Genomic DNA, 21,968 nt, shown 5'->3' with positions numbered 1-21,968 from the left:
GACGCCCACGCCGCCCCCCACTCCGAGCGACACGGCCACCGCCGAGCCGACGCCGACCGACACGGCCACCGCCCCCGCGCCCACCGAGACCCCCGGCAACGGCACCGCCACCGGCGCCGGTTTCGCGCCCTACGTCGACACCTCCCTCTACCCGGCCTTCGACCTGGTCGCGAGTGCCGAGGCGACCGGCGTGAAGAACTACAACCTCGCCTTCGTCACCGACGGTGGCGGCTGCACCCCCAAGTGGGGCGGCGTCACCGACCTCGCGAGCGACGCGGTGGCGAACCAGATAGGCGCCCTGCGCGCCGAGGGCGGCGACGTCCGCGTCTCCTTCGGCGGCGCGGCCGGCTCCGAACTGGCCACGACGTGCACGACGGCGGAGGCGCTGGCGGCGGCGTACGGCAAGGTCGTGGACACCTACGGGCTGACCAAGGTCGACTTCGACGTCGAGGGTGGCGCCCTGCCCGACACGGCCGCCAACACCCGCCGTTCGCAGGCCATCGCCGGCCTGCAGAGGAAGCACCCGGACCTGGACGTCTCCTTCACCCTGCCGGTCATGCCCGAGGGACTGACCCAGGCGGGCGTCGACCTCCTGGCCGACGCCGAGAAGAACGGCGTGAAGATCGGCAACGTCAACATCATGGCGATGGACTACGGCCCCGCCTACAGCGGCGACATGGGCACCTACGCCGAGCAGGCGGCCACCGCCACCCAGGCCCAGGTCAAGGGCGTCCTCGGCCTCTCCGACAGCGAGGCCTGGAAGACGGTCGCCGTCACCCCGATGATCGGCGTCAACGACGTCGTCACCGAGGTCTTCAAGGTCGACGACGCCACGCAGCTGGTGAGGTTCGCCGAGTCCAAGGGGATCGGCTGGCTGTCGATGTGGTCCGCCACCCGCGACAAGCCCTGCCCGGGCGGCCCGAAGCCCGCGGCCGACGCGACGTGCAGCTCCATCGACCAGGACAAGGACGCCTTCGCGAAGGCCTTCGCCGCCTACAACTGACCCGGCGCGCACCTCCACAGGCCGGGGCGCGGCACCCCCGTGGAATGCCGCGCCCGCCCCCCTCACCGCCCCCGCCCCTCCGCCGCTCCCGGCCCTTCGGGGGCGGCGGTCTATTCGGCCGACTCCACCGGCGGCAGCGTCGCCGTGCGGGCCGCGCGCCCGTACCACAGGGCGCTCGACTTCGGGATGCGCTGCTGGGAGACGTAGTCGACGTACACCGCGCCGAACCGCTTCTCGTAGCCGTAGGCCCACTCGAAGTTGTCCAGCAGGGACCACAGGTAGTAGCCGCGGACGTCGGCGCCGTCGGCGATGGCCCGGCGGACCGCCCGGAGGTGGCCGTCCAGGTAGGCGACCCGCTCGGGGTCGTGCACCGTGCCGTCCGCGCCGGGCTTGTCGTCGTAGGCGGCGCCGTTCTCGCTGATGTACAGCGGCAGGCCGGGAGCCTCGCGGTCGTAGCGCATGATCAGCTCGTGCAGGCCGGTCGGGTCGACGCTCCAGCCCATCTCCGTACGGTCGCCCGGCGGCTGGTGGAACGCCACGTCGTCCGCGGCCGGCCACGGCGAGTGGTCGCTCGAGCCGTGCCCGTCGGCGCGCGGCGCGCGCGAGTCCGCGTCCGCCGCCGACACCACGGTGGGCGTGTAGTAGTTGAGGCAGATCGCGTCCAGCGGCTGGCGGATCAGGCCCAGGTCGCCGTCCTCGACGTGCGACCAGTCGGTCACCGACGCCGTCGCCTCCAGCAGGGTGGCCGGATAGGCGCCGTGCAGGATCGGGCCGTGGAAGATCCCGCCGGACAGGTCGTCGATCTTCCGCGCCGCCGCCAGGTCCGCGGGCCGCTGCGACAGCGGCCGGACCACGGAGGTGTTGAGGCTGATGGCCACCGAGTTGCGGGCCGGCATCACCGAGCGCAGGGCCACCGTGCCCAGGCCGTGCGCCAGGTTCAGGTGGTGCGCGGCGCGCAGCGAGGCCGCCGGGTCGGTACGGCCGGGGGCGTGCACCCCGGAGGCGTAGCCCAGGAAGGCGGCGCACCACGGCTCGTTGAGCGTGATCCACTGCTCGACCCGGTCGCCGAGCGCCTCGCCGACGATCTGCGCGTACTCGGCGAACCGGTACGCCGTGTCCCGCTCGGGCCAGCCGCCCGCGTCCTCCAGCTCCTGCGGCAGGTCCCAGTGGTAGAGGGTGACGGCCGGCTTGATCCCGGCGGCCAGCAGCTCGTCCACCAGACGTCGGTAGAAGTCCAGGCCGCGCTGGACCGCGGGGCCGCGGCCGGTCGGCTGGACCCGGGGCCAGGAGATGGAGAAGCGGTAGGCGCCCAGACCCAGCTCGGACATCAGCGCCACGTCGTCGCGGTAGCGGTGGTAGTGGTCGACAGCGATGTCACCGGTCTCGCCGCCGGCCGTCTTCCCCGGCGTATGGCTGAAGGTGTCCCAGATCGAAGGGGTACGGCCGTCCTCCCGCACCGCGCCCTCGATCTGGTACGCCGAGGTCGCGGCGCCCCACAGGAAGGCAGGGGGGAAGGTCACCGGGGTCACCGGCGTTGCGGACTCAAGCATGGAAGCGCTCCCATAGCAGGTCGGGACGGGTCGTGAGAGACCGACGTGTAGTGATGGCGAGGGGGGGAGGTCGGGGCCGGGGCGGCGGTGACCCGGCCCCCGAGGTGAGGCGTCAGCCCTTGACGGCGCCCTGCATGATGCCGCCCACGATCTGCTTGCCGAAGATCGCGAAGACCAGCAGCAGGGGCAGCGTGCCGAGCAGCGCGCCGGCCATGATCAGGGCCTGGTCGGGGGTGAAGCCGCGGCCGAGGCCCGCCACCGCGACCTGCACGGTCGGGTTGCCGTTCTGGGTCAGCACCAGGAACGGCCACAGGAAGTCGTTCCACACCTGCACGAACGTCAGCATCCCCAGCACGGCCATCGCGGGCCGCGCCGTCGGGAACACCACGTGCCAGATCACCCGCCAGCTGCTGGCTCCGTCCACCCGTGCGGCCTCGATGATCTCGTCCGGCAGCGCCTGGAGCAGGTACTGCCGCATGAAGAACACGCCGAACGCGCTGACCAGGGACGGGAAGATCACCGCCTGGAGCTGGTCGGACCAGTCCAGCTCGGCGACCATCATGTACAGCGGGATGACGCTGAGCTGCGGCGGCACCATCATCGTGCCGACCACGACCAGCATCAGCGCGTTGCGCCCCCGGAACTTCAGCTTGGCGAAGGCGAAACCGGCGATCGTCGCCATGAAGACGACGGTGGCCGAGGAGATCCCCGCGACGATCGTGGTGTTGAGGATCGCCTCGCCCATGTTGGCGTCGGTCCAGGCGATCTCCAGCTTGTCGAAGAGGTTGGAGCCGAACCAGAGCGGCGGCGGGGTCTGGGCCAGGCGCTGGTTGTCGCGGGAGGCGGCGATGGCCGTCCACACCAGCGGGAACAGCGAGCCGAGCGTGAACAGGGCGAGGATGATGTACGCGATCGGCCCGGCGTGCAGTTGCCCGCCGGCCCGGGACGCCTTGGACCGGCGGCGCCGCCGCGGAGGCTCGGACACCGGCTCGGCCGGGGGTTTCGTCAGGGTCGTCGTCACGGCCGGTTCTCCTTAACTACTGGCGCGCAGCCGGCGCGAGATGACGTAGTTGACGAGCCCGATCACGATGAGGATCAGGAACATCGTCCAGGCGATCGCGGAGGCGCGGCCCAGGTGCTGGTTGACCCAGCCCTGCTCGTACAGGTACAGGCCGAGCGTCTGGAACTGGTGCTGGCCGCCGCCCGAGGCGCCCTTGTTGGCGTCGAACAGCAGCGGCTCACCGAAGAGCTGCGAGGCGCCGATGGTCGACACGACGACCGTGAACAGGATCGTCGGGCGCAGCGCGGGCAGCGTGACGTGGATGAACTGCCGCCACCGGCTGGCACCGTCCAGCGCCGCCGACTCGTACAGGTCCTGCGGGATCGCCTGCATCGCCGCCAGGTAGATCAGCGCGTTGTAGCCGGTCCAGCGCCAGATGACGATCGACGAGACGGCGAACTGGGACGCCCACTTGTCGTTCTGCCAGTCGACCTTGCCCAGGCCCACCGAGTCGAGCACCCAGTTGATCATGCCGTAGTCGCGGCCGAAGAGCAGCACGAAGACCAGCGCGGCGGCGGCGATCGACGTGGCGTACGGCGCGAGCATGATGACGCGGTAGAAGGTGGAGCCGCGCAGCTTGTAGTTGAGGATGTGCGCGAGGCCCATCGCCATCATCAGCTGCGGCACCGTGGAGATGATGCCGATGGTCAGCGTGTTCTTCGCGGCGTTCCAGAAGAAGTCGTCGTCGAAGATCCTGGTGTAGTTGTCCAGGCCCGTCCACGCCATGTCGGTGGGCGCCGTCAGCTCCACCGAGTGCAGCGAGGCCCAGCCGGTGTAGATCAGCGGGAACAGGCCGAACGCGGCGAAGAACACGAAGAACGGTGCGACGAACGCGTACGGGCTCCAGCGCATGTCGCGCTGCCAGCGGCGGGAGAGCCGGGCCCGTTTCCTCGCCGCCTCGGGGGAGACCGCGTCACCGGGCGGTCGGCCCGGGGCCGCGCCCCCCTTCTCGGGGGGCGCGGCGGTGTCGTGCCGGGTGGTCATTCCGGTCACTTCTCCAGGTTGTTGTCGATGGTCTTGGTGGCGTTCTCCCAGGCCTCCTCGGGCGACTTGCCCTGGGTGACGAGGATGACGCCGTTGTCGGTCAGACCCTGCTGGATGATCTGGTCCTTCGGTCCGATCACCTGGGCCGGGATGGCCTCGGCGGCCTTGGCGAAGATGTCACCGATCGGCGCGGCACCGGTCATCTCGTTCTTCGCGTCCGTCACCTGGGGAAGCTTGTAGGCGGCCGGGGCGCTCGGGAAGCTGCCCTGCACGGCGAAGAGCTTGGCCTGCTGCTCCGGCGCGGTCAGCCAGGCGACCAGCTTCTGCGCCTCCTTCACGTTCTTGCCGCTCTTCGGCACGCCCAGGAAGGAGCCGCCCCAGTTGCCGGACTTCGGGGCCACGGCCACGTCCCACTTGCCGGCCGCGTCGGGCTGCGACTTGCCCTTGATGGTGCCGATCATCCACGGCGGGCAGGCGACGGTGGCGAACAGGTTGTTGGAGATGGTCTGCTCCCAGGCCGGCTGGAACTGGGTCTGCGCCTGGACCAGGCCCTTCTCCGCGGCCTCCGCCGTCAGGTCGAACGCATCCTTGACGGCGGGGTTGGTCTTGTAGATGACCTCGCCGGAGGAGTCGTAGAACTTCTCCTCCTCACTGCTGAGGATGGCGTTGATCAGACCGCCGGGCGAGTCCATGAAGTAGGTGTCCTTGCCGGCACCCTTCTTGTACTTCTCGCCGGTCTCGACGAACTTCTTCCAGTCCCCGGCCCACAGCGCGCCGACCTCGTCGCGGTCGGTCGGCAGGCCCGCCTTCTCGAAGAGGTCCTTGCGGTAGCAGATGGCCATCGGGCCGATGTCGGTGCCGAGGCCGACCGCCTGGCCGTCCTTGGTGACGCCCTGCTTCCATTTCCAGTCCAGCCAGCTGCTCGGCTGGACGCCCTCGACCTTGGCCATGTCCGCGAACTTGTCCGCCTGGGTCTCGACGACCTCGGCGATGTTGCCGACCTCGATGGCCTGGACGTCCTGGAGGCCGCTCTCGGTGGTGAGGTGGTTGACCAGAGCGGGGTAGTAGTTCTCGTTCCGCTCGGTGACGGTCTCCTCGATGTTGATGTCGGGGTTGAGCTTCTCGTACTCCTCGTAGAGGCCCGCCTCCTTGAAGCCCATGGTGCCGAACAGGCCGAGGGTGATGGTGGTCTTGCCGCTGCTGTCGCCCGACGACGAGCCGTCCTCGTCGTTGCCGTCGTCGGCGCAGCCGGCCAGCAGCCCGGCGCCCAGCGACGCGATGGCCGCGACGACCACCGCCTTGCGGGCGGATCGATTACGTGCTGCTCGCATTGCGTCCTCCTGTTGCCCTGACGTGCCGACCCCCCGGCCAACTACATGGTTGGGACCGCTGCTTCATGTGGTTCGTTCGACGCTGCGGCTCGGGCGGGGAACGTGCGGGATGTGTATGTGCCAGGTAGTGTGGGAGCGCTCCCACAAGTGATGTGTTGAAGAGTCGTCGGTCCGGGCGGGGGTGTCAAGGGAGCGGACGCGACGAAGTGCGTTCAGTTATCGGCCTGTTAACTGGACGTCGCGAGCGGCGTCGAGGCACCCCTCCGCGGCGGGCGGCGGCCCGGAGCCGGTCATTACACCCGACCGGCCTGTTAAATTCCAGGCCAGCCGCAGAGTGCGGGGTGTCGACGGGAGGCGGAGCCGATGGCAAGCCACGGAGCGCGTGGGCGGAGCGGTGGCCGGCCCACCCTCGAAGAGGTGGCGGCACGGGCGGGCGTCGGCAGGGGAACGGTCTCCCGGGTGATCAACGGCTCGCCCCGGGTCAGCGACGCGACCCGGGCGGCGGTGGAGGCGGCGGTCGCGGAACTCGGCTACGTTCCGAACACGGCGGCCCGCGCCCTGGCCGCCAACCGCACGGACGCCATCGCGCTCGTGGTGCCCGAGCCGGAGACCCGTTTCTTCGCGGAACCGTACTTCTCGGACATGCTGAAGGGCGTCGGCGCCGAACTGTCCGACACCGAGATGCAACTGCTGCTGATCTTCGCGGGCAGCGACCGGGAGCGGCAGCGGCTCGCCCAGTACCTGGCCGCGCACCGCGTGGACGGCGTCCTGCTGGTCTCGGTGCACGCCGACGACCCGCTGCCCGACCTGCTGTCCCAGCTGGAGATCCCCGCGGTGATCAGCGGCCCGCGCTCGGCCCGGGAGTCGCTGGCGTCGGTGGACTCGGACAACTACGGCGGCGCCCGCTCGGCCGTCGAACACCTGCTGTCCCGAGGCCGCCGCCACATCGCGCACATCACCGGCCGCCTCGACGTCTACGGTGCCCAGCGGCGCGTCGACGGCTACCGCGCGGCCCTGCGCGACGCGGGCCACGACGCGGACGAGCGGCTGATCGAGGCGGGGGACTTCACGGAGGAGGGCGGGCGCAGCGCCATGGTGGAACTGCTGCGCCGCCGCCCCGACCTGGACGCCGTCTTCGCCGGCTCGGACGTCACCGCGGCCGGCGCCCGCCAGGCCCTGCGCGAGGCGGGCCGGCGCATCCCGGACGACGTGGCGCTGGTCGGCTACGACGACTCGGCCATCGCCCGCCACATGGAGCCGCCCCTGACCAGTGTGCGGCAGCCCATCGAGGAGATGGGCCGCGCGATGATAGACCTGCTGCTCACCGAGATCGCGGACCGCCGCCCGGCGGCCTCGCGAGGGCTGGAGCGGCACCAGGTGGTCCTGGCGACGGAACTGGTGGAGCGGGCGTCGTCGTGACGGCCCGGGCCGGGGCGAACCGGCGCTGACCCGTGCCGACCGTTGCCGACCGGTGCTGACCGGAGCGAATGTCCCGGCGACGCGCCGCCCGAGTGCCTGTCGGCCGGGTCGTTCGCTCCCGTCGATGCCCTGCTACGCCCGCGAGGTACGGCGGCAGGCGCGGGCGTCAGGCATGGGCGTCAGACGTGACGTCCCGTCCCGCAGCGCGGGGGCGAGGTGGGCGGGGGCGAGCAGCGGCTCGGCCTCCTGACCCACGTACTCCTCCCGCTCGTGGTCGTCGAGGGGGACCCCGGGAACGCCGTCAGCCGGTGGCCTTCTCGCGAAGGCCACCGGCTGACGTATCAGGGTGAGTGACGGGACTTGAACCCGCGGCCACCTGGACCACAACCAGGTGCTCTACCAACTGAGCTACACCCACCATGGCCGGTCTTCGGAACCCGTGGTGGGCTTCCCCGACCGGCTGAGAAAAAGTGTACAGGGTCCGAAGGGGTGCTCGCGCACGCCTTTACCGGGCCCGCCGGTGTGCTGTTACCGGGCCCGCACGACGTGCTTCGCGGCGATCGCCTTGGCGGTCTCGGAGTCCGGACCGGGCTGCGGGACGAAGACGGCTTCCCGGTAGTAGCGCAGTTCGGCGATGGATTCGCGGATGTCGGCGAGCGCGCGGTGGTTGCCGTTCTTCTCGGGGCTGTTGAAGTACGCCCTCGGGTACCAGCGGCGGGCCAGCTCCTTGATCGAGGAGACGTCGACGATCCGGTAGTGGAGGTAGTCCTCCAGCGTCGCCATGTCCCTCAGCAGGAAGCCGCGGTCGGTGCCGACCGAGTTGCCGCACAGCGGGGCCTTGCCGGGCTCCTTCACGTGCTCCCGGACGTAGGCCAGGACCTGCGCCTCGGCGTCCGCCAGCGTAGTGCCGCCGTCGAGCTCGGCGAGCAGGCCGGACGCGGTGTGCATCTGACGCACCACCTCCGGCATCGTCTCCAGGGCCCGCTCCGGCGGACGGATGACGATGTCGACACCTTCGCCGAGGATGTTCAGCTCGGAGTCGGTGACGAGGGCGGCCACCTCGATGAGAGCGTCGTCGGACAGCGAGAGGCCGGTCATCTCGCAGTCGATCCACACCATGCGATCGTTCATGCGGACACCCTACGGCTGACGTCCGCCGTCCGGTCCCCCGGCGTCGGTGCCGGTCCCGCCCGGGGCCGCGCCCCCAGGCCCCCGCTCCGGCCTGGACGGCCTCGTCCTCGAACGCCGGACGGGCTGGACGGCCCGCCCGGCGTTCGATATGTCACGTCACTTCATGTCACGGCGCGCTGCGCTGCCCCGGCAGGCTCGCCGCCGTCGGCATCGGTGGCACGCTGCGGCGGGTCTGGTACGGGACCGCGCTCTCCGGTGCCAGGGCGGCCTCGGGCGGGACGGGGACCCGGGGGGTTCCCTCGGTGCCGGCCTCCGGGGCCGCCGGCCGCTCGCCCTGCGGGCGGCGGGCCCGGTAGGCGGCCCGGTAGGCGGCCGGGGACGAACCGAGCTGGCGGCGGAAGTGGCCGCGCAGTGCCACCGGGGAGCGGAAGCCGCAGCGGCCCGCGACCTCGTCCACCGAGTAGTCGGACGTCTCCAGCAGGCGCTGCGCCTGGAGCACCCGCTGGGTGATCAGCCACTGCAGCGGGGCGCTGCCGGTGAGCGAGCGGAAGCGGCGGTCGAAGGTGCGGCGGCTCATGTACGCGCGGGCCGCCAGTGTTTCCACGTCGAACTGCTCGTGGAGGTGCTCCAGCGCCCAGGCGACGACCTCGGCGAGCGGGTCGGCGCCGATCTCCTCCGGTAAAGACCTGTCGAGGTAGCGCTCCTGGCCGCCCGAGCGGCGCGGCGGGACCACCAGGCGGCGGGCCAGCGCGCCGGCCGCCTCGTTGCCGTGGTCCGTGCGCACTATGTGCAGGCACAGGTCGATGCCGGCCGCGGTGCCCGCCGACGTCAGCACGTCGCCGTCGTCCACGAACAGCTCGCGCGGATCGACGTGCACCGACGGATAGCGCTTGGCCAGCGTCGGCGCGTACATCCAGTGGGTGGTCGCGGGGCGGCCGTCGAGCAGGCCCGCCGCCGCGAGCACGAAGGCGCCGGTGCACAGCCCGACTATGCGGGCGCCCTCCTCGTGCGCGCGGCGCAGGGCGTCGAGCGCGTCCTCCGGTGGCGGAGAGGTGATCGACCGCCAGGCGGGCACCACGACGGTGCCGGCCCGGGAGATCGCCTCCAGGCCCTGGGGCGCGGTGAGTTCCAGGCCCCCCGTGGTCCGCAGCGGGCCCTCCTCGCCGGCGCACACCAGCAGCCGGTAGCGCGGCACGCCTGCGTCCTGGCGGTCGATCCCGAACACCGACAGCGGTATGGAACTCTCGAAGATGGGGCCGCCGCTGAACAGCAGCACCGCGACGATCTCCTTGCGGCGTCGCCCGGAGAGCTTCCGGGCCGCGGTTTCCGGCGCGGCGGTGGAGTCGTGGCCCATGATTGCTAAGCCCCCCTCGGTGGTCGCGGCGCCCTGATCCTTTCGGGTCTGTCGCTCCAACACGTTTCCCCTCGGTCCTGCACGAGTCCCCCGCCGTAGACAGTCAAGATCGAATCTACTGTGTCCCATCGCGCCGAGGTGGCCGGTTCGGCACTTGGGACATTGTCGACATGGCAACTTGGCGTGAAGCAGTCGATCACGAAGCGTGGCACTCCGGGGCGCCCCAGGGAAGTGCGCCTTGTCGCAGTGGCCAATCCCCGTAGGGTGCGCAGGGTCCCGGAGACCCTTTCCGTGCAGGTGGAACGGGGGTTGGGGGGTGGTGGGGGGCAGGGATGAGCCACCCTCAGAAGTTGGCTGAAAAGAAGCGGACTAGTGCGCGGAAACCGGTCAGTCGACCGGTGTGTTTTCCCCGGCGTGCCGTCCGCCCCTGCGGGCCGGCGGCCCGGCCCGGTGCCGGCGCCCGGCCCGCACCGCGCCATCCTCGCCGGCCGGCCGCGCCGCGAGGCGCTCGGACCGGCGCAGCAGCAGGCGGCAGGCGCCGGTGACGGCGGCCAGGCCGAGGGCCGTGCCGGCGGTGCCGGCGAAGGAGGTGCCGTACCAGAGGAGTACGACCGGGACGAGGAAGCAGCTGAAGGCCGCCCAGCGGACGAGATCGGTGACGCCGTCCCGGGACGGCGCGGCCGGATCGGGGACGTAGGGTGCGCCGGACGGCGGCTCGGAGGGCTGGTGCGGTCCGGACATGCGTGCTCCCTGGGGCTGGCGGCATGGAGATCAACGGTTGTGCGAAGCGCCGGTCACGACCGGCCACCGGCAGTTGAATCCTGTGCAAACCGCCTGTACAGCGCAGCAACCATTGCGTTACGGGCGCCCCCTCGGGCATGCTCCGGGGAACCCGCGGCGGACCGTACGCGGGATCTGGGCGAAGGAGGCTTGGCGCCGTACCCTTGGGGGTATGGGGTTGGGAAGACCATTCCCGGACACACGGCTCCGCCGCACACAGTTGTCCCCCATAGAGGATAAAAACGCCGAGACAGCCATGGCCGGTCACGAATTCTTCGAACCCGCGGACCGCAAGCGGCCCGTCGCCGAACCTACGGCGGCCGAGCCCCTGGCGGCCGAAGAGCCACGCCAGTCGTGCGACCCAGCCTTCAAGCATGGCGTCGTCGTCGGCTTCGACGGCTCCACGTCCAGCGAGCGTGCCCTCGCGTACGCCATCGGCATGGCACGCCGGCTCGGCTCCGGCCTGGTCATCGTGCACGTGGCCAACCGGCTGCCCACCACCGTGTGGGCCGGCTGCGAGCCCCCCGTCTTCGTCGACGTACCGGACCACCGCACCGAGGTGCTGGGTCTGGAGCTGGCGTGCGCCGACTATCTCGCCGAGGTGCCCTGGATCCTGGTCGAGCGCGGCGGCGACATCTGCCACGAACTCGAGGAGGTGGGCCGGGAGTACGAGGCGGACGCCATCGTCGTCGGCTCCAGCCACGGCCTGGTGGGCCGCCTCTTCGGCTCCGTCGCCGGCCGGCTCGCCAAGCGGGCGAAGCGGCCCGTGGTGGTCATTCCGTAACGGCTCGGGCGGTGGCTCCGGCCGTCTCGGCCGGCGGCCAGGTCTCCGCCAACGCGGCGGGACTCTTCCTGCTCCTGTTCGCCCTCGTCGCCCTCTCCCTGACGTTCGCCGGCGGCGATCTGCTCGGGCAGGGGATGTACGGGCTGCTCTGCGTCTCCCCGCTGCTGCTCTCGATCGCCGCCTTCGCGGACGCCGGGGCGCTGGGGAAGGCGGGCGGATGGTTCGCCGTCGCCGCGGGCGCGGTCGCCTGGTACGCGGCGACGGCGGTCCTGGCGCACTGGCCCACGGCGCCGCGCGGGCGTGCTGCGGGCCGGGGTGTGACGGTTTAGCCGCCACGGGCCGGGGGTTGGGCGGCTCCCGGCGACAGGGACGGCCCCCCACGTGTCTGGTGGCATACGTGGGGGGCCGTTCGGTTGTCTTTGCCCGTGCAGGTGCGTGGGGGTTGCTCGCGCCCACGCGGCGGAGCCGCAAATCGATACGGCCCCGCGCCCCTTCGGGGTGCTTCTACTCCACCGTCACCGACTTCGCGAGGTTGCGCGGCTTGTCGATGTCCCTGCCCAGGGACAGGGCCGTGTGGTAGGCGAGGAGTTGGAGGGGGATGCCCATGAGGATGGGGTCCAGCTCGTCCTCGTTCTTCGGGACGACGATCGTGTGGTCGGCCTTCTCCTGCTCCTGGTGGGCGACGGCGAGGATCTGGCCGCTGCGGGCCTTGATCTCCTCCATGGCCGCGCGGTTTTTTTCCAGCAGGTCGTCGTCGGGCACGATCGCGACCGTCGGCAGGGCCGGCTCGATCAGCGCGAGCGGGCCGTGCTTCAGCTCGGAGGCCGGGTAGGCCTCGGCGTGGATGTAGGAGACCTCCTTGAGCTTCAGGGAGGCCTCGCGGGCGACCGGGTAGCCGCGGACGCGGCCGATGAAGAGCATCGAGCGGGCGTCGGCGTACTGCGCGGCCAGCTTCTTGATGTCCTCCTCCCGCTCCAGCATCTCGGAGATCTGCTGCGGCAGCTTGCGCAGGCCCTCGATGATCCGCTTGCCGTCGCGCACGGACAGGTCGCGGGTGCGGCCCAGGTGCAGGGCGAGCAGCGCGAAGGCGACGCAGGTGTTGGTGAAGCACTTGGTGGAGACGACGCAGACCTCGGGGCCGGCGTGCACGTACATGCCGCCGTCGGCCTCCCGGGCGATCGCCGAGCCGACCACGTTGACGATGCCGAGGACGCGGGCGCCCTTGCGCTTCAGCTCCTGCACGGCGGCCAGCACGTCGTAGGTCTCACCGGACTGGGAGACGGCGATGTACAGGGTGTCGGGGTCGACGACCGCGTTGCGGTAGCGGAACTCGGAGGCGGGCTCGGCGTCCGCGGGGATGCGGGCCAGCTCCTCGATCATCTGGGCGCCGATCTGGCCCGCGTGGTACGAGGTGCCGCAGCCGAGGATCTTCACCCGGCGCACGGCACGCGCGTCGCGGGCGTCCAGGTTGAGGCCGCCGAGGTGCACGGTGGAGAAGCGGTCGTCGATCCGGCCGCGCAGCACGCGGTCCACGGCCTCGGCCTGCTCGTGGATCTCCTTGTGCATGTAGGTGTCGTGGCCGCCCATGTCGTAGGAGGCGGCCTCCCACTCCACGGTGGTCGGCTCGGCGGTGGTGCGGGTGCCCTCGGTGGTGTAGGTGCGGAAGTCGTCCGCCTTGAGGGTGGCCATCTCGCCGTCGTCGAGGGTGACTATCTGGCGGGTGTGGGCGACCAGCGCGGCGATGTCCGAGGCGACGAACATCTCCTTCTCGCCGATGCCGAGGACGACCGGCGAGCCGTTGCGGGCGACGACGATGCGCTCGGGGAAGTCGGCGTGCATCACGGCGATGCCGTAGGTGCCCTCGATCAGCCGGAGGGTCTCGCGGACCTTGTCCTCCAGCTTCTGGGCCTCGGAGCGGGCGATGAGGTGGACGAGGACCTCGGTGTCGGTCTCGGAGAGGAACTCGACGCCGTCCGCCTCCAGTTTGCGGCGCAGGTCGGCGGCGTTGTCGATGATGCCGTTGTGCACGACGGCGACCTTGTCGTCGGCCGACATGTGCGGGTGCGCGTTCAGGTCGGACGGGGCGCCGTGGGTGGCCCAGCGGGTGTGGGCGATGCCGGTGGTGCCCTTGAAGCGCGCCGGGACCTTGGCCTCCAGGTCACGGACCCGGCCCTTGGCCTTGACCATCTTCAGGCCGGCCGCCTTCGGCGAGGTGACGACGATGCCCGCCGAGTCGTAACCCCGGTACTCCAGGCGCTGGAGGCCCTCCAGCAGCAGGGGGGCGACGTCACGCTTGCCGATGTATCCGACGATTCCGCACATGTATACGTAAACCTCGTGTCCCTCTTCGGCTTCTCAGCCGTAGACGATGCGGCGCAGCTGGCGGAGCGACAGCTCCGGCGGTGCGACCGCCCGGTATTTAAGGTCCGCCTCGATCCGTTCGAAGATCGTCGCGTTCACCAGGCCCTGGGCCTGGAGCTCGCGGTGGCGGCGACGGACGTACTCCTCGGTCGTCTCGTCGAAGTAGGCGAGCACGTCCTGGATCACGCGCAGCGCCTCGCCCCGGCTCAGGGGGGTGGACCGCGTCAGATGATCAACGAGTTCGTCGTGCACCCGGTAGATCCTGGGGTACGAGTGAGGGTTTCGCAAGAATCCTGCCCGATTTCGGGCAGACTCCCGCCGGGGCGTGTCCGCGAGGACACCTACATGCGCTTCAGTACCGCCTGCTTCGCCAGGGTGAACTCCTCGTCCGTCAGCACCCCCGACCGGTGCAGTTCACCCAGCTCCCGCAGCCGCCGCAGCAGCGCGTCGTGGTCGTCCTCGGCGGTGGCGGTGGCCGGGGCGGGCGTGTCCTCCGCCGGCCGGGTCTCCTCCGGGGCCACGGGCGCGGCCGGGTGCGGGAGGCGGGCCTGCACGGCCGCGGCCACCAGGGCCATCAGTGGATCCTTCTTGAAGCCCCACAGCTCCACGGCGTTGGGATCGTACTTGGGCGGTGCCTTGGTCGGCGCGCCTCGCACGGTGAAGCGGAGGTGGCCGTTCTCCAGGCCGACCGTCGGCTGCCACTCGACCGCGACGATGTCGGCCAGGGGGAGGGTGCGGGTGCCGGCGGCCGACTTGGCGTCCTCCGCCTGCCACTTCCACTCCAGGCGCACGCGTTCGCCGTCGAAGCTCGCGATGCCGTCCCCGGCGGACACCGACAGCGGTACGGAGGGGCCGGGCAGCAGGTAGGCGTCCACCGGGCCGGACGGAACCTGGTCGAGGAGCAGGGCGTTGCGCACCTCGTCCACGAAGTACTCGGCGACGCCGTACCGGTCGGACTCCACGATCAGCTGGTACGGGTCGTGCGGCTCGGCCAGCCGGCCGCCGGTCGCGTGCAGCAACGGGTCGGCGCCGTCCCGCAGGCGCAGCCGCAACCGGCCCGACTTCTTGCCCTGCTCGAACGATATGCCCGCCAACGCCGCCAGCGGGACGAGTAGTTCACCCAGTTCCCTGCGGAGCAGACCGACGTTCTTGTCCCGCCCGGGAGTCAGCCGCAGGGTGTCGCCGTCGAAGACCCACGTTCCGTCCTTCTGGATGATTTCCGCCATGCGCGGATTGTTTCACCGCTTCTGCGTACGGCGGTTGTGAGGGAGAGTGGTCCGCACCCCCATCTGTGCACCATCGTGAAGGGAGCGCACGTGAGACCTCTTCGACGGCACCACAGAACGACTCCCCGGCTGACCCGGATCCTGGGCTCGCTGCTGCTGGTCGCCGCGGTCGGCGCCATGACCACCGGCGCGGCGCCGGACCGGAGGACGCCGGCGGCCACTCCCCTGGACCGGGTGATTCCGGCTCCCGCGTCGGTCGAACCGGGCGGCTCCCCGTACCGCATCACCCGCGGCACCCGCATCCACGTCGACGACTCGCGCGAGGCCCGCCGCGTCGGCGACTACCTCGCCGACCTCCTGCGGCCCTCCACCGGTTACCGGCTCCCCGTCACCTCCCACGGCCACGGCGGCATACGGCTCCGCCTGGCCAAGGGCCCGTACGGCGACGAGGGTTACCGCCTGGACAGCGGCCTCGGCGGCGTCACCATCACCGCACGCGAGGCCGCCGGTCTCTTCCACGGCGTCCAGACCCTCCGTCAGCTCCTGCCCGCCGCCGTCGAGAAGGACTCCGTGCAGCCCGGACCCTGGCTGGTCGCGGGCGGCACCATCGAGGACACCCCGCGCTACGGCTGGCGCGGCGCCATGCTGGACGTCTCCCGGCACTTCTTCACCGTCGACGAGGTCAAGCGCTACATCGACCGCGTCGCCCTCTACAAGTACAACAAGCTCCACCTGCACCTCAGCGACGACCAGGGCTGGCGCATCGCCATCGACTCCTGGCCGCGCCTGGCGACGTACGGCGGCTCCACGGAGGTCGGCGGCGGCCCCGGCGGCTACTACACCAAGGCCGACTACAAGGAGATCCTCCGCTACGCCGCCTCCCGCCACTTGGAGGTGATCCCCGAGATCGACATGCCGGGCCACACCAACGCGGCCCTCGCCTCCTACGCCGAGCTGAACTGCGACGGCGTGGCGCCCCCGCTGTACACCGGCACCAAGGTCGGCTTCAGCTCGCTGTGCGTGGACAAGGAGGTCACGTACGACTTCGTGGACGACGTCGTGCGCGAGATCGCCGCGCTCACTCCCGGCCGCTACCTCCACATCGGCGGCGACGAGGCGCACTCCACCCCGCACGAGGACTTCGTGCGCTTCATGGACCGGGTGCAGCCGGTCGTCGCGAAGTACGGCAAGACGGTCATCGGCTGGCATCAGCTGGCCGGCGCCACCCCCGCCGAGGGCGCGCTGGTCCAGTACTGGGGCCTGGACCGCACCAGCGACGCGGAGAAGGCACAGGTCGCGAAGGCCGCCCAGAACGGGACCGGGCTGATCCTGTCCCCGGCCGACCGGACGTACCTGGACATGAAGTACAACAAGGACACCCCGTTGGGTCTGTCCTGGGCGGGCTACGTGGAGGTGCAGCGGTCCTACGACTGGGACCCGGGCGCCTATCTGCCGGGCGCCCCGGCCTCCGCGGTCCGCGGTGTCGAGGCGCCGATGTGGACGGAGACCCTGGAGACGCCGGACCAGCTCGACTTCATGGCCTTCCCGAGACTGCCGGGCGTCGCCGAGCTGGGCTGGTCCCCGGCGAAGACGCACGACTGGGACACCTACAAGGTGCGGCTCGCCGAGCAGGCACCGCGCTGGGAGGCGCTGGGGATCGACTACTACCGGTCGCCGCAGGTGCCCTGGACTGCCGACTGACCCGCGACGCGATGCCCGACGGGCACCCCGGAGGACCGTCCCCGGGGTGCCCGCCCGTCTGTGAGGAGCCGCTCGCCATGTCCCTTCGCTACAGGCCCGCGATGGGGTTCTTCAGGTTCCCGACGAGCTGGAGCGCGCCGGACGGGTCCGCGAGGTCCACCATCTGCTCGTTGTTGCGCAGTTGGAGCCGGTTGAGGCAGGACAGCGCGAACTCGGGCGCGAACATGTCGTACCGGTCGAACTTCTCGGCCAGTTCCGGCACCGACTCCTGGTACTCGCGGGTGACCTCCGCGACCGTCCGCCAGAAGACGTCCTCCTCCACGATCCCCTCGCCGGCGAGGTTCGCGGCGAGGAAGCGGAAGAAGCAGTCGAAGACGTCCGTGAAGATCGACAGGAGCTTCTTGTCCTCCGGGACCTCGACCGCGATCCGGGAGACCTCCGGCGGCAGCACCGCGTCCGGGTCCATCACCGCGATCTCCTCGGCGATGTCCTTGTAGACCGCCCGCTGCACGACCCCGTCCTTCAGGACCAGGATCACGTTCTCGCCGTGCGGCATGTAGACCAGGTCGTACGCGTAGAAGCTGTGCAGCAGCGGGACGAAGTAGGCCCGCAGGTAGTGCCGCAGCCACTCGGCGGGCGCGAGCCCCGACCGCTCGATCAGCGCGCCCGCGAACGAGGCGCCCTCGTGGTCGACGTGGACGAGGGAGGCCATGGTGGCGAGCGTCTCGCCGTCCTGGAGGGACGGGACGGGGCTCTCGCGCCACAGCGCCGCCAGCATCTTGCGGTACGGCGAGTAGCGGTCGGTGGCCTGCTCGTACTCCAGGTGCCGGTAGCCGACGGCCGCCCGCTCCCGGATGATCGACAGGCCCGTCGACTTGAGCACCGGGTCGCCCTCGATGAGCTGGGCGAGCCAGTCGTTGATGGCCGGCGTCGCCTCCATGTACGCCGCCGACAGGCCGCGCATGAAGCCCATGTTGATGACGGACAGCGCCGTCTTCACGTAGTGCTTCTCGGGGCGCGAGGTGTTGAAGAAGGTGCGGATGGACTGCTGCGCCAGGTACTCGTCGTCGCCCTCGCCCAGGCAGACCAGGTGCCCGCGGGCGACCTCGGCGGCGAAGGTGACGGTGAGCTTGTTCCACCACTGCCAGGGGTGGACCGGGATGAACAGGTAGTCGGCCGGGTCCAGGCCCCGCTCGCGCAGCACGCCGTGGAAGCGGTCGACGGTCGCCTCGCCCAGCTCGTCCCGTACGAAGGACTCGTACTCGATGCCGACACCGGCCGTGAACGCCGCCCGCGAGCGGTGCGCGGCCAGCCACACCAGCCGGACCGGGCTCGCGGTCTCCGGGGCGTACGACAGGTACTCGTGGATGCCGAAGCCGAGCCGACCGTTGTTGGCGACGAAGCAGGGGTGGCCCTCGGTCATGCCGGTCTCGACGGCCTGGAAGCCGCTGGTCGCCAGCTCGGCGGAGGTGAGCTTCGGCTTCGTCAGCTTGTAGCAGGTGCCGGAGAGGGTGGAGGAGATCTCCTCCAGGTACACGGGCAGGATCGCGTCGCTCAGGCCCAGGGACTCCTTCAGCTCGATGAAGAAGTCCAGCGCGGCGAGCGGGAGCTCGGTGGCGTCGCGGTGGCGGGTGATCGAGTCCGCGTCCACCTGCCAGTGGTCCAGGGCGCGGACGGTGGCGGTGAAGCGGTACTCGGTCCCGCCGTCGTCGGAGCGGACGACGTACCCGTTGCCCGTGGAGTGCTCCGGCGCCAGCAGCCGCTCGTGCGTGAACTCGGCGAGGGCCTTGCGGATCAGGAGGCGGTTGGCCTGGTCCCAGCGCTCGGGGGAGAGGTGGGCGACGGCGTCGGCGAGGCTCATGCGGACACCGCCTTCTCGAACTGCTCGCGGGTGCAGAAGCTCAGCAACGCCTTCTTCTCCGGCTTCTGGATCTCGCGCTCGGGCACGAATCCGACGGCCGCGTTCAGGGCGTGGACGGCCTTGTTGTCGAGGTCCGGTTCGACGACGACGCGGGCGGTCGCCGGGTCGGCGAACAGTTCGGCCATGACGGCGGTGATGACGGCGCGGGTGAAGCCGTGCACGGGCCGGTCGGTGGGGGCGACCAGGAAGTGCATGCCGACGTCGCCCGGCTCGGGCTCGTACAGGCCGACCAGCTCGCGGTGGGCCGGGTCGTACCTCTCCATCAGGAAGGCGGGGACGCCGTCGTGCAGGCCGACGTAGGCGTGGTGGTGCTCGTCGGCGGCTATCTCCATGTAGGCGCGCTCGACGTCCACCAGCTTCGCGTCCTGCATCATCCAGAACGCGGACTTGGGGTGCGTGACCCAGCCGTGCAGCAGTTCGGCGTCCTTCAGCGGGTCGAGGGGGCGGAGGGTGAGCGCGCCGATGCCGGCGGCCGTGGGGGTGGTGGTGCTCATGCGCTGAACTCCTGGAACGCGATCGACTTCTCGACCGGGTAGTACTCGGTGCCGAGCAGCTCTCGGACGATGTAGCTGTTGCGATAGGCACCCATGCCCAGATCGGGGCTGGTGATGCTGTGCGTGTGGACCCCCGCGTTCTGCAGGAACACGCCGCCGCCCGTGACGTCGACGGCGTAGTTGCGGGCGACGTCGAAGTTGCCCCGGGAGTCGTAGCGGAGCCGGTCCCGGACGGGCTTGAGGAACTCCGGCTCGGCGTACCGGTAGCCGGTGGCCAGGATCAGCCCCTCGGTCTCGATCTCGAAGTCGCTGCCCCGCTCCTCCTGCCGGAAGCCGAGCGTGTACCTGCCGTCCGCGTACCGGGCGTCGGTCAGCGCCGAGTTGGTGAGCAGACGGGTGGGGACCGGGCCGCCGAGCTTCTTCTGGTAGAGCAGGTCGAAGATCTCGTTGATCAGGTCACCGTCGATGCCCTTGAACAGGCCCTTCTGCTCGGCGGTGAGGCGGTAGCGGGTGTCCTCGGGGAGGGCGTGGTAGTAGTCCACGTACTCCGGGGAGGTCATCTCCAGTGTGAGTTTGGTGTATTCGAGGGGGAAGAAACGCGGGGAGCGGGTCACCCAGTTCAGCTGGTAGCCGTGGACGTCGATCTCGCCGAGCAGGTCGTGGTAGATCTCGGCGGCGGACTGGCCGCTGCCGACCAGCGTGATCGACTTCTTCTTCACCAGCTCCGCCCGGTGCTGCACATAGCGGGAGTTGTGGATGAAGTCGCCGGCCAGGCCCCGGCAGGCGTCCGGGATGTGCGGCGGGGTGCCGGTGCCGAGGACCAGGCGGCGGGCGCGGTACGTGTCGCCGCCCGTGGTCGCGACGACGTACAGCTCGTCCCGCTCGTCGTACGTCACCTCGGTGACCGTCGTGCTGAAGCGCACGCAGCTCAGCTTGTTCGCGGCCCAGCGGCAGTAGTCGTCGTACTCGACGCGCAGCGGGTAGAAGTTCTCCCGTATGTAGAACGAGTACAGCCGGCCCTTCTCCTTCAGGTAGTTCAGGAAGGAGTACGGGGACGTGGGGTCGGCGAGCGTGACCAGGTCCGACATGAACGGTGTCTGGAGGTGGGCGCCGTCCAGGAACATGCCGGCGTGCCACTCGAAGTCCGGCTTGGACTCCAGGAAGACGCCGTTCAGCCCGGCGATGGGCTCGGTGAGGCAGGCCAGGCCGAGGTTGAAGGGGCCGAGGCCGATCCCCACGAAGTCGTACGGGGCACTGGCTTCAGGAAGCGCGGTCAAGGGACTCTCCCAGGTACTGCTCGGCGTGGCCGGCGATCAGGTCGAGGACGGCGGCGATGTCGGCCGTGGTCGTCTCGGGGTTGAGCAGGGTGAACTTCAGGTAGTGGCGCCCGGCCACCTTGGTGCCCGCGACCACCGCGTCGCCGGAGGCGAACAGGGCCTTGCGGGCGTACAGGTTGGCGCGGTCGATCTCGGCGGGGTCGGTGACGGCCGCCGGTACGTAGCGGAAGACCAGGGTGGAGAGCGACGGCTGGACCACGACGTCGAAGCGCGGGTCGGCGGCGAGCAGCTTCCAGCCCTCGGCGGCCAGATCGCACACCTCGTCGAACAGCTCGCCGATGCCGTCGGCGCCCATCACGCGCAGGGTCATCCACAGCTTCAGCGCGTCGAAGCGGCGGGTGGTCTGGAGGGACTTGTCCACCTGGTTGGGGATACGTTCCTGCACCATGCGGCGCGGGTTGAGGTACTCCGCGTGGTAGGTGGCGTGGCGCAGCGTGGCCGCGTCCCGGACCAGTACGGCCGACGAACTCACCGGCTGGAAGAAGGACTTGTGGTAGTCCACGGTGACCGAGTCGGCGCGCTCGATGCCCTCGATGCGGTCCCGGTACTTCAGGGAGGCGAGCAGCCCGCAGCCGTAGGCCGCGTCCACGTGCATCCACACGCCGTACTGCTCGCACAGTCCGGCGATCTCGGGCAGCGGGTCGATGGAGCCGAAGTCGGTGGTCCCGCCGGTGGCGACGACGGCCATGGGGACCAGGCCGTCCGCGGCGCAGCGCTCCAGCTCGCGGGCGAGGGCGACGGTCCGCATGCGCTTGTCGTGGTCGACGGGGATCGACACGACGGCGTCGGGGCCGAGGCCGAGCAGTTTCGCCGACTTCTTGACGCTGAAGTGGCTGACCTCGGAGGCGAAGACGCGCAGGTCGGCGAAGTTCTCCGTCTTCGCCTCCTCCCGGGCCAGCAGCAGCGCCTGGAGGTTGGACTGGGTGCCGCCGGAGGTGAACACGCCGTCGGCCGCCGGGCCGAGACCGATGCGGGCGGTGGTCCAGTCGATCAGCTTCCGCTCGATGAGCGTGCCGCCGGCCGACTGGTCCCAGGTGTCCAGCGAGGAGTTGACGGCGGACAGCACGGCCTCGCCGAGCACGGCCGGGATGACGACCGGGCAGTTGAGGTGGGCGAGGTAGCGGGGGTGGTGGAAGTAGACGGCGTCGCGGAGGTAGACGTCCTCCAGCTCGTCGAGGACCGCGGCCGTGTCGTGCAGCGGCTTGTCGAGGTCGATCTCCTCGATGCGGGGGGAGAGGGCGTCGACCGTGACGCCGGTGAACGGGCGGTCGGTGGTGGCGATTTTGGCGGCCACCCGCTCGACTCCTTCGGTCACGGAGCGGCGGTACTGCTCCGCGGTGGTGTCGTTGAGCAGGTGCGAACGCATGTGGGGGTCCTCCGGTTGGGGACGGGCCGAGAGGGGGGCGGGGAGAGGGCGAAGCCCTTGCTTCGACTTAGGTTAGCCTAACCTAAGTAACTTCGATCAAGCGCACGCCGCTACGTGACTGTCGTCACTTGCGCATCACCGGTGCGTCACGGACGGTGAGTTGAGG

19 protein-coding genes, 1 tRNA gene and 1 pseudogene are annotated in these 21,968 nt (G+C 70.5%); 5 read left to right on the top strand and 16 right to left on the bottom strand.

Annotation, left to right across the window (positions count from 1 at the left end; genetic code table 11):
* Positions 1–1,003, top strand: a 1,003-nt coding sequence (locus EBH09_RS13145; protein ID WP_121747131.1) for a chitinase, incomplete at its 5' end; no start/stop codon positions are given.
* 110 nt (positions 1,004–1,113) lie between these two features.
* Here EBH09_RS13145 and EBH09_RS13140 read toward each other — a convergent pair.
* The 4 genes from EBH09_RS13140 to EBH09_RS13125 form a co-directional block, all read right to left on the bottom strand.
* Positions 1,114–2,553 carry a GH1 family beta-glucosidase gene (locus tag EBH09_RS13140; RefSeq protein WP_121747130.1) on the bottom strand — a complete coding sequence of 480 codons (1,440 nt, stop codon included), beginning with the start codon at positions 2,551–2,553 and terminating at the stop codon, positions 1,114–1,116.
* 112 nt (positions 2,554–2,665) lie between these two features.
* A complete protein-coding gene (locus tag EBH09_RS13135) occupies positions 2,666–3,574 on the bottom strand; it encodes a carbohydrate ABC transporter permease (RefSeq protein ID WP_121747129.1) in 909 nt (302 codons plus the stop codon).
* Positions 3,575–3,586: 12 nt separating this feature from the next.
* The gene (locus EBH09_RS13130; protein WP_121747128.1) at positions 3,587–4,597 is read right to left on the bottom strand and encodes a sugar ABC transporter permease; all 1,011 of its coding nucleotides are present in this window, start codon (positions 4,595–4,597) and stop codon (positions 3,587–3,589) included.
* Between the two features lie 5 nt (positions 4,598–4,602).
* Positions 4,603–5,928, bottom strand: coding sequence for an extracellular solute-binding protein (locus EBH09_RS13125; RefSeq protein WP_121747127.1), 1,326 nt, complete (start codon positions 5,926–5,928; stop codon positions 4,603–4,605).
* Between the two features lie 363 nt (positions 5,929–6,291).
* Here EBH09_RS13125 and EBH09_RS13120 point away from each other — a divergent pair, with 363 nt between their 5' ends.
* On the top strand, positions 6,292–7,347 hold the full coding sequence (locus EBH09_RS13120) for a LacI family DNA-binding transcriptional regulator (RefSeq protein WP_121747126.1): 1,056 nt from the start codon (positions 6,292–6,294) through the stop codon (positions 7,345–7,347).
* Positions 7,348–7,479: 132 nt separating this feature from the next.
* Here EBH09_RS13120 and EBH09_RS13115 read toward each other — a convergent pair whose 3' ends face one another.
* The 5 genes from EBH09_RS13115 to EBH09_RS37810 form a co-directional block, all read right to left on the bottom strand.
* The gene (locus EBH09_RS13115; protein WP_121747125.1) at positions 7,480–7,677 is read right to left on the bottom strand and encodes a hypothetical protein; all 198 of its coding nucleotides are present in this window, start codon (positions 7,675–7,677) and stop codon (positions 7,480–7,482) included.
* Positions 7,678–7,692: 15 nt separating this feature from the next.
* Positions 7,693–7,765: transfer RNA gene (locus EBH09_RS13110), tRNA-His, on the bottom strand.
* Between the two features lie 110 nt (positions 7,766–7,875).
* Positions 7,876–8,478 carry an oligoribonuclease gene (orn, locus tag EBH09_RS13105; RefSeq protein WP_121747124.1) on the bottom strand — a complete coding sequence of 201 codons (603 nt, stop codon included), beginning with the start codon at positions 8,476–8,478 and terminating at the stop codon, positions 7,876–7,878.
* Positions 8,479–8,644: 166 nt separating this feature from the next.
* A complete protein-coding gene (locus tag EBH09_RS13100; protein ID WP_121747123.1) occupies positions 8,645–9,832 on the bottom strand; it encodes a helix-turn-helix domain-containing protein in 1,188 nt (395 codons plus the stop codon).
* Between the two features lie 387 nt (positions 9,833–10,219).
* Positions 10,220–10,573, bottom strand: coding sequence for a hypothetical protein (locus EBH09_RS37810; protein ID WP_193776268.1), 354 nt, complete (start codon positions 10,571–10,573; stop codon positions 10,220–10,222).
* Between the two features lie 295 nt (positions 10,574–10,868).
* Between EBH09_RS37810 and EBH09_RS13090 the strand changes: the two genes are divergently transcribed.
* Both EBH09_RS13090 and EBH09_RS13085 read left to right on the top strand, forming a co-directional pair.
* Positions 10,869–11,396, top strand: a complete 528-nt coding sequence (locus EBH09_RS13090) for a universal stress protein (RefSeq protein ID WP_055417064.1) — start codon at positions 10,869–10,871, stop codon at positions 11,394–11,396.
* A 20-nt stretch (positions 11,397–11,416) separates the two neighbouring features.
* Positions 11,417–11,725: pseudogene (locus tag EBH09_RS13085) on the top strand (hypothetical protein); the annotation flags it as partial.
* 175 nt (positions 11,726–11,900) lie between these two features.
* On the opposite strand, the gene glmS reads toward EBH09_RS13085, so the two are convergent.
* The 3 genes from glmS to EBH09_RS13070 form a co-directional block, all read right to left on the bottom strand.
* On the bottom strand, positions 11,901–13,718 hold the full coding sequence (gene glmS, locus EBH09_RS13080) for a glutamine--fructose-6-phosphate transaminase (isomerizing) (RefSeq protein WP_121747122.1): 1,818 nt from the start codon (positions 13,716–13,718) through the stop codon (positions 11,901–11,903).
* 33 nt (positions 13,719–13,751) lie between these two features.
* Complete coding sequence (locus tag EBH09_RS13075) at positions 13,752–14,009, bottom strand: hypothetical protein (protein WP_055417062.1); 258 nt, start codon at positions 14,007–14,009, stop codon at positions 13,752–13,754.
* Positions 14,010–14,098: 89 nt separating this feature from the next.
* Positions 14,099–14,983 (bottom strand): DUF4429 domain-containing protein, encoded by an 885-nt coding sequence (locus tag EBH09_RS13070; protein ID WP_121747121.1) that lies wholly within the window; start codon positions 14,981–14,983, stop codon positions 14,099–14,101.
* A 90-nt stretch (positions 14,984–15,073) separates the two neighbouring features.
* Here EBH09_RS13070 and EBH09_RS13065 point away from each other — a divergent pair, with 90 nt between their 5' ends.
* Entirely contained in the window at positions 15,074–16,684 is a 1,611-nt protein-coding gene (locus tag EBH09_RS13065; protein ID WP_121747379.1) for a beta-N-acetylhexosaminidase, read from the top strand.
* Positions 16,685–16,772: 88 nt separating this feature from the next.
* On the opposite strand, the gene EBH09_RS13060 is transcribed toward EBH09_RS13065, so the two are convergent.
* Genes EBH09_RS13060 through desA form a run of 4 tightly spaced genes read right to left on the bottom strand, consistent with a single transcriptional unit; the run spans position 16,773 to position 21,802 of the window.
* Positions 16,773–18,545, bottom strand: coding sequence for an IucA/IucC family siderophore biosynthesis protein (locus tag EBH09_RS13060; protein ID WP_121747120.1), 1,773 nt, complete (start codon positions 18,543–18,545; stop codon positions 16,773–16,775).
* Entirely contained in the window at positions 18,542–19,099 is a 558-nt protein-coding gene (locus EBH09_RS13055) for a GNAT family N-acetyltransferase (protein WP_121747119.1), read from the bottom strand. Before EBH09_RS13055 ends, EBH09_RS13060 begins: the two co-directional genes overlap by 4 nt.
* Entirely contained in the window at positions 19,096–20,376 is a 1,281-nt protein-coding gene (locus EBH09_RS13050) for a lysine N(6)-hydroxylase/L-ornithine N(5)-oxygenase family protein (protein WP_193776267.1), read from the bottom strand. The genes EBH09_RS13055 and EBH09_RS13050 overlap by 4 nt, the downstream gene beginning before the upstream one ends.
* Positions 20,360–21,802 (bottom strand): lysine decarboxylase DesA, encoded by a 1,443-nt coding sequence (gene desA / locus EBH09_RS13045; protein ID WP_121747118.1) that lies wholly within the window; start codon positions 21,800–21,802, stop codon positions 20,360–20,362. The genes EBH09_RS13050 and desA overlap by 17 nt, the downstream gene beginning before the upstream one ends.
* Positions 21,803–21,968 lie beyond the last annotated feature (166 nt).

The organism is Streptomyces sp. E2N166 (assembly GCF_003671715.1).
GTDB classification, from domain to species: Bacteria; Actinomycetota; Actinomycetes; order Streptomycetales; family Streptomycetaceae; genus Streptomyces; species Streptomyces thinghirensis.
Note: the sequence above shows the minus strand (reverse complement) of the source record. Positions and strands in the feature narration are given on the sequence as shown.